The following is a 13,465-nucleotide window of genomic DNA, read 5'->3' on the forward strand; positions in this document are numbered from 1 at the left end:
GGTTTTGGGATGACGACATGCTAAAAAACAAAATCTAAAGCGCGCCCACGGTTCCCTTCAAACGCGGCGCGCTTTAGACGAGACACGCCATGACAGAACGCAGCCAGATCGCCACGTCGTTCCTGCCCCTGCCCGGTTCGGCGCCGGTCGAATGGCGGATCGAACCCGGCCTCACCGCCTATCCGGATGCGCTTGCCGCGATGGAGGCGCGTGCCGAAGCGATCCGAAGCGGCACCGCCGGCGAGATGGTCTGGCTGGTCGAGCACCCGCCGCTCTACACCGCCGGCACCAGCGCCCGCATCGAGGACCTGATCGAGCCGGATCGTTTCCCGGTGTTTGCGGCCGGGCGCGGCGGCGAATACACTTATCATGGGCCAGGCCAGCGGGTCGCCTATGTGATGCTCGACCTGAAGCGGCGGCGCGAGGATGTCCGCGCCTTCGTCGCGGCACTTGAACAATGGATCATCGGCACGCTCGCCGCCTTCAACGTGCGCGGCGAACGGCGTGAGGACCGCGTCGGAGTCTGGGTGGTGCGGCCGGATCGCCCCGTCCTGGCCAACGGCTGGCCGGCCGAGGACAAGATCGCCGCCATCGGTATCAGGCTGAGGCGCTGGGTGAGCTTTCACGGCATCGCCATCAATGTCGAGCCGGATCTCAGCCACTTCAGCGGCATCGTGCCGTGCGGTGTGCAGGATCACGGCATCACCAGCCTCGTCGACCTCGGCCTTCCCCTGGGGATGGCTGACCTCGATCTCGCGCTGAAATCCGCCTTCGAAGATGTCTTCGGACCTGCGGCATCTGTGCTTGTCGAAGCGGCCCGCAAGGCTGGCTGACAAGGCGGCGCCGAACCACCGAGCTCCGAGGCTGTGCCCCTCCACCCTTGAAGAGTGAGGCGCGCTGCCTCACATCGCGCCGATCCAGATCGCCATGGAAATGAGAAACGTACTCATGCACACCAGTGACACGACATCCTGAACAAGACCGGTCATAACGCTCTCCTGTTTTCAGTATGTTCGTATTTTGTTCTAATTTTGTTCGAATGTCAACGACCACTATCCGAGCGTGCCGGCAAATTCCGGGCGATCAATTCGGCACGGTTAAGGAAAGGTTGAGAGGCGGATTTCGCTGTTTCCGCGCAGGCTGCGTGTGGCGAAAATGCAGCCGGACAGCGTGCTGATGGTCAGTCGCCAGGGTGTGTTGAGATTCAGGTCAGGCCGAGCCGATAATGGTGGCTTCCGAGAACCGGAACGGAGCGTACTTTTGGTACGTGAGTACCGGAAGCGCAGGAAACCGCCGTTCGCAGGCCGGCGTCACCTGATTATCGATACACCTTAAAGCGGAACAACCTTGCCGTCGGCCAGCGTGACGCGACGGTCCATGCGCGAGGCAAGCTCGTGATTGTGGGTGGCGATCAGCGCCGCCAGGCCCGATTGCCGGACCAGCGCCGCCAGTGCCTCGAACACATAGGAGGCGGTGACCGGATCGAGGTTGCCGGTCGGCTCGTCTGCCAGCAGCACCAGCGGCGCATTGGCGACGGCGCGCGCGATGGCGACGCGCTGCTGCTCGCCGCCGGACAATTCGGACGGCCGGTGCTGCGCGCGCTTGCCGATCTGCATGTAGTCGAGCAGTTGCGCCGAACGCTCGGCAGCCTCCTTGCGCGTCAGCCCTTTTATCAGTTGCGGCATCATGATGTTTTCCAGCGCCGTGAACTCCGGCAGCAGGTGATGGAACTGATAGACGAAGCCGACATCGTTGCGGCGGATCGCCGTGCGCTCGTCGTCGGAAAGCCGCCCGCAGGCGCGGCCGGCCAGAATCACGTCGCCGGCGTCAGGCCGCTCCAGCAGTCCGGCGGTGTGCAACAGCGTCGATTTGCCGGTACCTGAAGGCGCCACCAGCGCCACGATCTCGCCGCGCTTCAGCGAAAAATCGGCGCGGTTGAGGATGGTCAGCTTGCGCGGCCCCTGCACATAGTGCCGCTCGACGCTCTTCAGCTCGATAATGGCGTCGGCCATCATTCGTACCTCAGCGCTTCGACCGGATCGAGCCTGGCCGCGCGCCATGCCGGAAACAGCGTCGCCAGGAACGACAGCACCAGAGCCATCAGCACCACCGAGATCGTCTCGCTGGCGTCCATGCGGGCAGGCAGCTGGCTCAGGAAATAGAGCTCGGGATTGAACAGCCTCTCCCCGGCCAGCCAGGAGAAGAACTGGCGGATTCGCTCGACGTTCAGGCAGATTACAACGCCCAGCAGCACCCCGGCGATGGTGCCCACCACGCCGATCGCCGCGCCCGTCATCAGGAAGATGCGCAGGATCGCGCCGCGCGTGGCGCCCATGGTGCGCAGGATGGCGATGTCGTGACCCTTGTCCTTTACCAGCATGATCAGGCCCGAAATGATGTTGAGCGCCGCCACCAGCACGATCAGTGTCAGGATCATGAACATGACGTTGCGCTCCACTTGCAGCGCATCGAAGAATGTCCTGTTGCGTTCTCGCCAGTCGACCATGGTGATCGGCCGCTGCGAAGCCTCTTCGACGTTCGGTTTCAGCGCGTCGACATTGTCGGGATTGTCGACATAGATCTCGATCGCCTGGGCTCGGCCATCCATGTTGAAATAGAGCTGTGCTTCCGAAAACGGCATATAGACGATGGAGCTGTCATATTCCGACATGCCGACCTCGAAGATCGCCGTGACCGGATAGCCTTTCATGCGCGGTGTCGTTCCGAGCGGCGTCACGTCGCCGTCGGGCGCGATCAGCGTGATCGTGTCGCCGAGCACAAGACCGAGATTGTCGGCCATGCGGCTGCCGATGGCGACGCCCTCGCTTGTGTCAAAGCCGGCGATCGAGCCCTGCTTGATATTGTTGGCGACGATCGAAATCTTGCCCAGATCCTCGCCGCGTATGCCGCGAACCAGCGCCCCCGACCCGCCGCCGATATTGCCTTGCGCCAGCACCTGCCCGTCGATTAGCGGAATGGCGTACTGGACGCCGGGCACGCCGTTGATGCGGCTGGCGACCTGCGCATAGTCCTCCAGCGGCATGTCGAGCGGCTGCACGATCAGGTGGCCATTGACGCCGAGGATGCGCGTCAGGAGCTCGGCGCGAAACCCGTTCATGACGGCCATCACGACGATCAGCGTGGCCACGCCCAGCATGATGCCGAGGAAGGAGATCGACGCGATGACGGAGATCACCGTCTCCTTGCGGCGCGAGCGCAGATAGCGCCACGCGACCATGCGTTCGAAAACGGAAAAAGGTCCGGCGGCGGGGGGGTTCGCTACTGCCGCTTCGGTCATGCGGCAAAACCGAAGCGTTTCTTCACGTCCGCAATCGGCAGCCTCTCACGCTCGCCGGTCCTGCGGTTCTTGATCTCGACCTCGCCGGCGGCCACACTCCGCGGCCCAACGATCACCTGCCACGGCAGGCCGATCAGGTCTGCGGTGGCGAACTTGCCGCCTGGCCGCTGGTCGGTGTCGTCGTAGAGCACGTCCTTGCCGACGGCGACAAAAGCCGCATGGAGCTCGTCGCAGACGCGGTCGCACTCGGCGTCGCCGGCTTTCATGTTGATCAGGCCGATGTCGAAAGGCGCCACCGCCTCCGGCCAGATGATGCCGTTGTCGTCATGGCTGGCCTCGATGATGGCCGCGACCAGCCGCGACGGGCCGATGCCGTAGGAACCTCCGGAGACAAAATGGTCCTTGCCGTCGGGCCCAGTCACCTTGGCGCCCATCGGTTTCGAATATTTGTCGCCGAAATGGAAGATGTGGCCGACCTCGATGCCGCGCGCCGACACACGGTCGTTTGGCGCAACCTTCTCCCACGCCGCCTCGTCGTGCATCTCGTCGGTCGCGGCATAGGGCGTCGTCCATGTCTTGACGATGTCGCCGATCGCGTCATCGTTGGAGAAGTCCGTGTCCGCGCCCGGCACAGCAAGAGCGAGATAATCGCGATGGCAATAGACCTGGCTCTCGCCGGTGTCGGCCAGGATGATGAATTCGTGGCTGAGGTCGCCGCCGATCGGCCCGGCGTCGGCACGCATCGGGATTGCCTGCAGCCCCATGCGGGTGAATGTCCTGAGGTAGGATACGAACATCCTGTTATAGGCCGCCTTGGCGCCTTCGAAGTCGAGATCGAAGGAATAGGCGTCCTTCATCAGGAACTCGCGCGAACGCATGACGCCGAAGCGCGGCCGCACCTCGTCGCGGAATTTCCACTGGATGTGATAGAGATTGAGCGGCAGATCCTTATAGGACTTCACATAGGCGCGGAAAATCTCGGTGACCATCTCCTCGTTGGTCGGCCCGTAGAGCATGTCCCGGTCTTGGCGGTCCTTGATGCGCAGCATCTCCTTGCCATAGTCGTCATAGCGGCCGCTTTCGCGCCACAGCTCGGCGGACTGGATGGTCGGCATCAGGATCTCGAGCGCGCCGGCCCGGTCCTGCTCCTCGCGAATGATCCGGCAGACCTTGTCCAGCACCCTTTTGCCGAGCGGCAGCCAGGAAAAACTGCCTTGCCCCTGCTGGCGGATCATGCCGGCGCGTAGCATCAGCCGGTGCGAGATGATTTCGGCCTCGCGCGGATTTTCTTTGAGGATCGGCAGGAAATAGCGCGACAAACGCATGGACTGGTCCGTGAGAGAGAGGATTGCCGCACCGGAATCGGCACAGCGCAGGCTTGCTTGCCCCGGCTTCATAGCCATTTCATGACCGAATGGAAACCCGCCCCCAAGGGCGCCCATTGGGCGTCGCAAAGGCGCCGCAGTGCCTCGTCCGCCTTGCTGGTCGTTTCGCAAGCAACGCCTGCCACACTATTGTGCACTGCAGCACGAGATTGCTTATTTCCAGGCAAAATTCTGCGTGACATTTTCACCCGCCTTGGTCTAATGTGCCCCGATAACCGAGAGGGCGGAAAGAAATCTGCCCTCCTACGCGGTCAAAGTCTTGGGAGGATGCGATCTAGGCGCGGTTACTCGCTGCCGCCGGACACCGGAAACAGATCGGACGCGTTTAAATTGCAAGGCCTCGTGCCTTGCATTTTTTTTGTGCAATCACTTGGTTAGCACGACAAATTGCCAAACCACCTTACCTAACGGGTTCGAAAACCTGCATCGGCCTCCCGGCCCGGATTAGTGATCACATGCAGGATGTGGACAGCCGTGCCCGGCGGTCTAATTTTCGGGGTTCTGGCTGAAATCCGGCACGATGTGCGGGATGTCGTCGATGCCGAGGCCAAGCCCCCTCGTAATGCCATAGAAGATGCCAAGAAGAACCATCGTGACGATCGTCGTCCGCAGCACGGCGCGCAGCATGTGCGCTCCGCGCGGCGCGCTGGGCACCGTGCCCAGCGTCACGTCCTCATCCTCGTCCTGCGTCCTCACGCTGAACGGCAGGATGGCGAACAGCACCACCCACCATGTGATGAAGAACAGGGCGAGAAACGAAACCCAGCTCATGCTTGCTCCAGTTCGACCAGCGTGCCGAAGAAATCCTTGGGATGCAGGAACAGCACCGGCTTGCCATGCGCGCCGGTCTTCGGGTTGCCGTCGCCCAGGACGCGGGCGCCGCTGGCCTTGAGGTGATCACGCGCGGCAAGAATGTCGTCGACCTCGTAGCAGACATGATGCATGCCGCCCGAGGGGTTCTTCTCGAGGAATGCCGCGATCGGCGAACCCTCGCCGAGCGGCTCCAGCAATTCGATCTTGGTGTTGCCGACGTCGACGAACACCACCGTCACGCCATGCTCCGGCAGCGCCTGCGGCGCGGTCACCCGAGCGCCGAGCGTGTCGCGATAGGCTGCTGTCGCCGCGGCCAGATCCGGCACGGCAAGCGCGACATGGTTCAGGCGTCCGAGCATAGGTTTTCCTCAGGGCAGCAAGGCAATAGGGCAGTATGGGAGTAGGGAAAAACTACTTCTCCCCCTACTGCCGTACTGCCCTACTCCCCTATTCCCTTACCTTGTGACGAACACTGTCACCAGCGGCTTCTTGCCCCAGGCTTCATTGGCGGCGCCGCGGACGGCGCGGCGCACTGCCTCCTGCACGAGGTCGAGATCTCTTCGACGCTGACGGGGGATGGAGTCCACGGCGCCGATTGCCGCATCGATCATCAGGTCTTCCAGGCTCTCGCCGCGGGCGTCGGCCTCGGCGACGCCGATTGCGACCAGATCGGGATCGCCGGCGAGCTCATATTTGTCGTCGAGCACGACATTGACCGCGACATGGCCGGCAAAGGACAGCTTGCGCCGGTCGCGAATGCCCATCGCCTGGTCGGTGCCGATCAGCCTGCCGTCCTTGTAGATGCGGCCGAACGGCACCTGGTCGATGAGCGTCGCCGCACCTGGATAGAGCCGCAGCATGTCGCCGTCGCGGACCTGCGCCACCTGGCCGATGCCCGAAACCGACATCAGCGACCCCTGCGCCACCAGATGCGCCGCCTCGCCATGCACCGGCACGCCGATCTGCGGGCGCACCCATTGATACATCTTCCGCAATTCGCTGCGGCGCGGATGTCCGGAGACATGCACCAGCGCATCGCCGTCCTCGATGATCTTGATGCCGAGATCGATCAGGCGGTTCTTGATCTCGAGGATGCCCTTCTCGTTGCCGGGGATGGTGCGCGAGGAAAACACCACCGTGTCGCCTGCCGTCAGCGACACCGATTTCATCTCCTCGCGCGACAGTTTTGCCAAAGCCGCAAGCGGCTCGCCCTGGCTGCCGGTGCAGATGATGACGAGGTTTTCGCGCGGGATGAAGCCAAAGTCCTCCTCGGCGATGAATTCGGGCAGCCCGTCCATATAGCCGAGCTCGCCGGCAACATCGATGACGCGCTTCAGCGAGCGCCCGAGCACCAGGCACTGGCGGCCGGCGTCGCGTGCCGCCTTGGCGATGGAAACGATGCGTCCGACATTGGAGGAAAAAGTGGTGACGGCGACACGGCCCTTGGCGCTCTGGATGACGCCCTTGAGGCCCTCGCCCACCGCCACTTCCGACGGCGACTCCCCTTCCCGCAGCGCATTGGTGGAATCACAGATCAGCGCCAGCACGCCCTTGTCGCCATAGGCGCGGAAGCGGGCCTCGTCGGTCATCGGCCCGATCGTCGGCGCTGGATCGATCTTCCAGTCGCCGGTGTGGATGACGGTGCCGGCCGGCGAGGTGATCGCCAGCGACATCGGTTCGGGAATCGAATGCGCGACCGGGATAGCCTCGATCTCGAATGGGCCGACGCTGAACTTTTCGCCGGCGCGATAGATCGTCACCGGGATCTTCGGTGCGCCCTGCTCGCCCTGCCGCTTGGCTTCCAGCAATCCAGCGCCGAACGGCGTCATCCAGACCGGCGCCTTGAGCTTCGGCCATGTGTCGAGCAGCGCGCCGTAATGGTCCTCATGCGCGTGCGTGATGATGATGCCGCGCAGGTTGGCGACGTTCTCCTCGATGAAGCGCGTGTCGGGCAGCACCAGGTCGACGCCGGGCAGGCTGGCATCGGGAAAGGTGACGCCGACATCGACGACAATCCATTCGCGCGCATTGGCGGGCCCGTAGCCATAGAGGGCGAAGTTCATGCCGATCTCGCCGACGCCGCCGAGCGGCACGAAGACGAGTTCGGCGTTTTCCGCTGTCGCCATGATCTTTCCTTTCCTGGCCGGTCTAACCAAGCCCTTCAAAACTGGGGCCCGTCAAAACCGGTCCGTCAAATCTAGGCCCGTCAAACCTGGGCCGACGCGACCGCACCGAAATGCACGTCGCCGGCGGCGATCGTCAGAACCGAACCCTCATCGTCGCGGATCACGAAACGGCAGTCCTCGTCAATGGTCTCGAACGTGCCGCGCACCACATTACCGTCAATTCTGACAGCAACCTGCCCGCCAAGCCCTGCCGCGCGCGCCAGCCAGCGTCGCCTGACGGCGGAAAGCCCGCGCCCATCATTCCACAGCCGCGCATTCTCGCTCCAGGCATCCGACAGCGCCAGAAACAACGTCTCGGCATCGCAAGCAGCGCCCAGCGCCCTAAGCGATGTCGCGGGATAAGGCAAATCGTCAGGGTATGCCACAACATTGACACCGATGCCCACCGCCACCGCGAAGCGATCGCCTTCGAGGATCGCCGATTCCAGCAGGATGCCGGCAAGCTTGGCGCCGGAGGCAAGCACATCGTTTGGCCATTTCAGCTCGAAGCGGTTCTTCCCATCGCTACCGCCGTCGAGGCCGATTGCAATCCTGCCCTTCGGCACAACGGCGTCGAGCGCATCGGCCAGCGCCAGGCCGGCGACGAAGCCGAGCGTCGCAGCCAAGCGAAGCTCGGCATTGGTGACCACCAGTAGCGTCGCCGCCAGATTGCCCTCGGGCGTCGCCCAGACCCGGCCGCGTCGGCCACGCCCGCTTTCCTGTTTCTTTGACACGACCCAGAGCTTGCCCGGGTCCCCCGCCCGAGCATGCTCCAGCGCCAGCGCATTGGTGGAACCGATCGTGTCATGTGCCTCGAGCCGGAACCCTTCCGACGCCGCTGTTGGAGCCAGCCGAAATGCCATCCCGTCAGAAAAATGTCTTGGCGGCGGCTTCGGCATAGGTGCCGATCGGGCCGCCGATCAGCACGTAGAACAGCACGAAGGCGCCGCAGACGCCGAGCACGACGCGAAGCTCGGTCGCCATCGGCACGAAGCCGCCGACCGGTTCGTCGAACCACATGATCTTGATGATGCGCAGATAATAATAGGCGCCCACCACCGAGGCCAGCACGCCGATGATCGCCAGCGCGTAGAGGTTGGCGTTGATGGCGGCGAGGAACACGTACCATTTCCCCCAGAAGCCGGCGAGCGGCGGGATGCCGGCCAGCGAAAACATCAGGATGGTGAGGATCGTCGCCATGATCGGATTGGTCGACGACAGGCCGGCGAGATCGCTGATCTGTTCGACATTGCCCTCCTTGCGCCGCATGGCGAGGATGAAGGCGAAGGTGCCGAGCGTCATCACCAGATAGATCAGCATGTAGATGGCGACGCCGCGCACGCCGGCCTGGCTGTTGGCGGCGAGGCCGACCAGCGCGTAGCCCATATGGCCGATGGAGGAATAGGCCATCAGCCGCTTGATGTTGGTCTGGCCAATGGCCGCGAAGGCGCCGAGCACCATCGAGGCAATCGAGATGAAGACGATGATCTGCTGCCAGTCGGCGGCGATCGGCTTGAACGCGCCCATGGTGACGCGCACGATCAGCGCCATCGCCGCCATCTTCGGCGCCGCAGCGAGGAAGGCCGTCACCGGCGTCGGCGCACCTTCATAGACGTCGGGCGTCCACATGTGGAACGGCACCGCCGATATCTTGAAGGCGAGGCCGGCCAGCACGAAGACCAGGCCGAAGACGAGGCCAAGCTGCCGCTCGCCGCCGCCCAGCGCCGTGGCGATTTCCTGGAACCCGGTGTTGCCGGTGTAGCCGTAGACGAGACTGATGCCGTAAAGCAGCATGCCCGACGACAGCGCGCCGAGGACGAAATATTTCAAACCCGCCTCGGTCGAGCGCAGATTGTCCCGGTTGATCGCCGCCAGAACGTAGATCGCCAGCGACTGCAATTCGAGGCCGAGATAAAGCCCGATCATGCCGTTGGCCGAGATCATCAGCATCATGCCGAGCGTGCACAGCAGGATCAGCACCGGATATTCGAACTTATCGAAACGCTCCGCCTTGGCGAAGCGCATCGACATCACCAGCGTCACCGCCGAACCGATCAGCGCCAGCACCTTCATGAAGCGGGCGAAGGGATCCTGGACGAAGGCTTCGCCATAAGCGTTGCCCTGCCCGGTGGAGAAGATCGTCCAGACGCCGGCAACCACCAGGACAGCGGCGGCAAGGCCGCTCACCGTGGTGGTGGTGTTGGCGCGCGAATAGGCGCCGACCATCAGCAGCGCCAGGGCGCCGATGGCGAGGATCAGCTCTGGCGTCGACAGCGACAGGCTGGAGAGAAGGTCCGGCGTCATGGTTCGCAAACCTCTCAGTCAGTTCGCTGCCGCGGTCTGCGCGGTGTCGATAGATGTGGTGACATTGGTGACGAGCGCCTTGACCGATTCGGCGGTCGCGTCGAAGACCGGCGCCGGGTAGACGCCGAAGAAGATGACCAGCGCGGCCAGCGGATAGATGATCACCTTCTCGCGCGCCGACAGGTCGAGCAGGCCTTTCAGGCTGTCCTTTGTCAGCGCGCCGAAGATCACCCGGCGATAGAGCCAGAGCGCATAGGCCGCCGACAGGATGACGCCGGTGGCGGCGAAGAACGCCACCCAGGTGTTGACCCGAAACACGCCGAGCATGGTCAGGAACTCGCCGACGAAGCCGCTGGTGCCGGGCAGGCCGACATTGGCCATGGTGAAGATCATGAACACGGTCGCGTACTTCGGCATGTTGTTGACCAGCCCGCCATAGGCGTCGATGTCGCGCGTGTGCATGCGGTCGTAGATGACGCCAACGCAGAGGAACAGCGCGCCGGAGACCAGGCCGTGCGACAGCATCTGGAAGATCGCCCCTTGGACGCCTTCCTGGTTCATTGCGAAGATGCCCATGGTGACGAAGCCCATATGGGCGACCGACGAATAGGCGATCAGCTTCTTCATGTCCTCCTGCATCAGCGCCACCAGCGAGGTGTAGATGATGGCGACGACGGAGAGCGCGAAGACCAGCGGCGCGAACATCTCCGAGGCGATCGGGAACATCGGCAGCGAGAAGCGCAGGAAACCGTATCCGCCCATCTTGAGCAGGATGGCGGCCAGGATCACCGAACCGGCCGTCGGCGCCTCGACATGGGCGTCCGGCAGCCAGGTGTGCACCGGCCACATCGGCATCTTCACGGCGAAGGAGGCGAAGAAGGCGAGCCATAGCCAGGTCTGCATGGAGGCCGGGAAGTTGTGCGTCAGGAGCGTCGGGATGTCGGTGGTGCCGGACTGGAAGAACATGGCCATGATGGCAAGCAGCATCAGCACCGAGCCGGCCAGCGTATAGAGGAAGAACTTGAACGAGGCGTAGACGCGCCGCTTGCCACCCCACACGCCGATGATGATGAACATCGGGATCAGGCCGGCTTCGAAGAAGACATAGAACAAAACGATGTCGAGCGCGCAGAACACGCCGATCATCAGCGTCTCCAGCAGCAGGAAGGCGATCATGTAGGCCTTGACGCGTTTCTCGATCGATTCCCACGAGGCCAGGATGCAGAGCGGCATCAGGAAGGTGGTAAGGATGACAAACAGCATGGAGATGCCGTCGACGCCCATATGGTAGGAGATGCCGGAATCCAGCCAGGCAAACTTCTCGACGAACTGAAAGCCAGGCTCCGAATTGTCGAAGCCGGTCCAGATGAACAGCGAAATCACGAAGGTGAACGTCGTCGTCAACAGCGCGATGGCGCGGATGTTGCGGCGCGCATTTTCGCTGTCGTCACGGACGAACAGGATGAGCAACACACCAACCAGCGGCAGGAAGGTGACCAGCGAGAGGATCGGCCAGGCGGTCATCAGAGCATCATCCAGGTGACGAATGCGGCAACGCCGATCAGCATGGCGAAGGCATAGTGATAGAGATAGCCGGTCTGCAGCTTGACGACCCGGTTGGTGACGTCGACGACGCGCGCCGAAACGCCATCCGGACCAAGCCCGTCGATGACGGTTCCGTCGCCGGTCTTCCACAGGAAGTGGCCGAGGCGTTTTGCCGGCCGCACGAACAGGAAATCGTAGAGCTCGTCGAAATACCACTTGTTGAGCAGGAAGGCGTAGAGCCCGCGATGCTGCGCCGCCAGGTTCTTCGGCATCTCCGGCGCGCGGATGTAGAATTGCCAGGCAATCGCAAAGCCGATCAGCATGGCGACGAACGGCGCCAGCTTCACCCACAACGGCACTTCGTGCATGTCGTGCAGGATGTGGTTTTCCGGCAGCGTGAACAGCGACGCCTTCCAGAACTCGGCATAGCCCTCGCCGATGAACGCGCCATGGAAGATCACGCCGACGAACAGCGCGCCCGCCGCCAGGATGTACAGCGGCACCAGCATAACCGGCGGCGATTCATGGACATGGTGCATGACCTCGTGGCTCGCCCGCGGCTGGCCGTGGAAGGTCATGAAGATCAGCCGCCAGGAATAGAAGCTGGTGAAGCAGGCGGCCACGACCAGCAGCACGAAGGCAAGGCCGGCGACCGGATTGTGCGCGGCAAAGGCGCTTTCGATGATCGCGTCCTTGGAGAAGAAGCCGGCGGTGCCGATGACCGTCACCGGAATGCCGACGCCGGTCAGCGCCAGCGTGCCGATCACCATCATCCAGTAGGTCTTCGGAATGAGGGTTCTGAGGCCGCCCATCTTGCGCATGTCCTGTTCGTCGGAGACGGCGTGGATCACCGAGCCGGAGCCGAGGAACAGCAGCGCCTTGAAGAAGGCATGCGTGAACAGATGGAAGATCGCCGCGCCATAGGCGCCGACGCCGAGCGCCACGAACATATAGCCGAGCTGGGAGCAGGTCGAATAGGCGATGACGCGCTTGATGTCGTTCTGGACGAGGCCGACGGTCGCCGCGAAGAAGGCGGTGAAGGCGCCGATGAAGGTGACCACAATCAGCGCTGAATGCGACAGTTCGAACAGCGGCGACAGCCGCGCCAGCATGAACACGCCGGCCGTCACCATGGTGGCGGCATGGATGAGCGCCGAGACCGGCGTCGGCCCTTCCATGGCGTCCGGCAGCCAGGTGTGCAGCGGCACCTGTGCCGACTTGCCCATGGCGCCCATGAACAGCAAGAGACAGACGACGGTCATCGCAGCCTGCTTGTCGAGCGCATAGCCGAGGAAGGTCAGTACGGCTGCGCCCTCCGGGGCGCCTTCGGCCGGAATGAACGTCGCCGCATTGGCGAAGATGGTGCCGAGATTGACCGAGCCGAACAGCACGAACACACCGAAGATGCCGAGCGCGAACCCGAAATCGCCGACGCGGTTGACGACGAAGGCCTTGATCGCGGCGGCATTGGCCGACGGCTTCTTGTACCAGAAGCCGATCAGCAGGTAGGAGGCGAGACCGACGCCTTCCCAGCCGAAGAACATCTGCACGAGGTTGTCGGCCGTCACCAGCATCAGCATGGCAAAGGTGAACAGCGACAGATAGGCGAAGAAGCGCGGCCGGTTCGGATCGTGATGCATGTAGCCGATCGAGTAGATGTGGACCAGCGCCGACACCGTGTTGACGACCACCAGCATCACCACCGTCAGCGTATCGATGCGTAGCGCCCATGCGGCCTCTAACCCGCCCGACTGAATCCAGCGCATCACCGGGACGGTGAACACCTCGCCCTCGCCGAAACCAACGGCGAAGAAGGCGACCCACGACAGCACGGCTGATATCACCAGGAAGCCGGAAGTGATGTATTCGGACGCCTTGGCGCCGAGCGACGTGCCGAACAGGCCGACGATCAGGAAGCCGAGCAGAGGAAGGAAGACGATGGCCTGATACATGGT

General features: G+C 63.1%; 11 protein-coding genes. 1 reads left to right on the top strand and 10 read right to left on the bottom strand.

Annotated elements, in window-relative coordinates:
- Positions 1-89: 89 nt before the first annotated feature.
- Positions 90-833, top strand: coding sequence for a lipoyl(octanoyl) transferase LipB (gene lipB / locus NKH36_RS03675; protein ID WP_352960128.1), 744 nt, complete (start codon positions 90-92; stop codon positions 831-833).
- Between the two features lie 498 nt (positions 834-1,331).
- Here the strand turns inward: lipB and NKH36_RS03680 are convergent, their stop codons facing one another.
- The 10 genes from NKH36_RS03680 to nuoL form a co-directional block, all read right to left on the bottom strand.
- On the bottom strand, positions 1,332-2,012 hold the full coding sequence (locus NKH36_RS03680) for an ABC transporter ATP-binding protein (RefSeq protein WP_502911967.1): 681 nt from the start codon (positions 2,010-2,012) through the stop codon (positions 1,332-1,334).
- Entirely contained in the window at positions 2,012-3,298 is a 1,287-nt protein-coding gene (locus tag NKH36_RS03685; RefSeq protein ID WP_352960132.1) for a lipoprotein-releasing ABC transporter permease subunit, read from the bottom strand. Before NKH36_RS03685 ends, NKH36_RS03680 begins: the two co-directional genes overlap by 1 nt.
- Positions 3,295-4,623 carry a proline--tRNA ligase gene (proS, locus tag NKH36_RS03690; protein WP_352960134.1) on the bottom strand — a complete coding sequence of 443 codons (1,329 nt, stop codon included), beginning with the start codon at positions 4,621-4,623 and terminating at the stop codon, positions 3,295-3,297. The genes NKH36_RS03685 and proS overlap by 4 nt, the downstream gene beginning before the upstream one ends.
- 546 nt (positions 4,624-5,169) lie before the next feature.
- Positions 5,170-5,454 (bottom strand): DUF1467 family protein, encoded by a 285-nt coding sequence (locus tag NKH36_RS03695; RefSeq protein ID WP_352960136.1) that lies wholly within the window; start codon positions 5,452-5,454, stop codon positions 5,170-5,172.
- The gene (gene mce, locus NKH36_RS03700; protein ID WP_095483449.1) at positions 5,451-5,855 is read right to left on the bottom strand and encodes a methylmalonyl-CoA epimerase; all 405 of its coding nucleotides are present in this window, start codon (positions 5,853-5,855) and stop codon (positions 5,451-5,453) included. Before mce ends, NKH36_RS03695 begins: the two co-directional genes overlap by 4 nt.
- Positions 5,856-5,951: 96 nt before the next feature.
- Positions 5,952-7,622, bottom strand: coding sequence for a ribonuclease J (locus tag NKH36_RS03705; protein ID WP_352960138.1), 1,671 nt, complete (start codon positions 7,620-7,622; stop codon positions 5,952-5,954).
- Positions 7,623-7,702: 80 nt separating this feature from the next.
- Positions 7,703-8,524, bottom strand: a complete 822-nt coding sequence (locus tag NKH36_RS03710; protein ID WP_352960140.1) for a biotin--[acetyl-CoA-carboxylase] ligase — start codon at positions 8,522-8,524, stop codon at positions 7,703-7,705.
- Positions 8,525-8,528: 4 nt separating this feature from the next.
- Positions 8,529-9,965, bottom strand: coding sequence for an NADH-quinone oxidoreductase subunit NuoN (nuoN, locus tag NKH36_RS03715; protein WP_352960141.1), 1,437 nt, complete (start codon positions 9,963-9,965; stop codon positions 8,529-8,531).
- 18 nt (positions 9,966-9,983) lie between these two features.
- The gene (locus NKH36_RS03720; RefSeq protein ID WP_352960143.1) at positions 9,984-11,489 is read right to left on the bottom strand and encodes an NADH-quinone oxidoreductase subunit M; all 1,506 of its coding nucleotides are present in this window, start codon (positions 11,487-11,489) and stop codon (positions 9,984-9,986) included.
- On the bottom strand, positions 11,489-13,462 hold the full coding sequence (gene nuoL, locus NKH36_RS03725) for an NADH-quinone oxidoreductase subunit L (protein WP_352960145.1): 1,974 nt from the start codon (positions 13,460-13,462) through the stop codon (positions 11,489-11,491). Before nuoL ends, NKH36_RS03720 begins: the two co-directional genes overlap by 1 nt.
- Positions 13,463-13,465: the final 3 nt, after the last annotated feature.

Source organism: Mesorhizobium sp. M1312 (assembly GCF_040318115.1).
Taxonomy (GTDB): domain Bacteria; phylum Pseudomonadota; class Alphaproteobacteria; order Rhizobiales; family Rhizobiaceae; genus Mesorhizobium.

Coding starts and splice junctions, on each gene's coding strand:
- NKH36_RS03705 (WP_352960138.1), bottom strand. CDS start 7,622: ATGGCGACAGCGGAAAACGCCGAACTCGTCTTCGTGCCGCTCGGCGGC.
- proS (WP_352960134.1), bottom strand. CDS start 4,623: ATGCGTTTGTCGCGCTATTTCCTGCCGATCCTCAAAGAAAATCCGCGC.
- NKH36_RS03695 (WP_352960136.1), bottom strand. CDS start 5,454: ATGAGCTGGGTTTCGTTTCTCGCCCTGTTCTTCATCACATGGTGGGTG.
- NKH36_RS03710 (WP_352960140.1), bottom strand. CDS start 8,524: ATGGCATTTCGGCTGGCTCCAACAGCGGCGTCGGAAGGGTTCCGGCTC.
- nuoN (WP_352960141.1), bottom strand. CDS start 9,965: ATGACGCCGGACCTTCTCTCCAGCCTGTCGCTGTCGACGCCAGAGCTG.
- mce (WP_095483449.1), bottom strand. CDS start 5,855: ATGCTCGGACGCCTGAACCATGTCGCGCTTGCCGTGCCGGATCTGGCC.
- lipB (WP_352960128.1), top strand. CDS start 90: ATGACAGAACGCAGCCAGATCGCCACGTCGTTCCTGCCCCTGCCCGGT.
- NKH36_RS03685 (WP_352960132.1), bottom strand. CDS start 3,298: ATGACCGAAGCGGCAGTAGCGAACCCCCCCGCCGCCGGACCTTTTTCC.
- NKH36_RS03680 (WP_502911967.1), bottom strand. CDS start 2,012: ATGGCCGACGCCATTATCGAGCTGAAGAGCGTCGAGCGGCACTATGTG.
- nuoL (WP_352960145.1), bottom strand. CDS start 13,462: ATGTATCAGGCCATCGTCTTCCTTCCTCTGCTCGGCTTCCTGATCGTC.
- NKH36_RS03720 (WP_352960143.1), bottom strand. CDS start 11,489: ATGACCGCCTGGCCGATCCTCTCGCTGGTCACCTTCCTGCCGCTGGTT.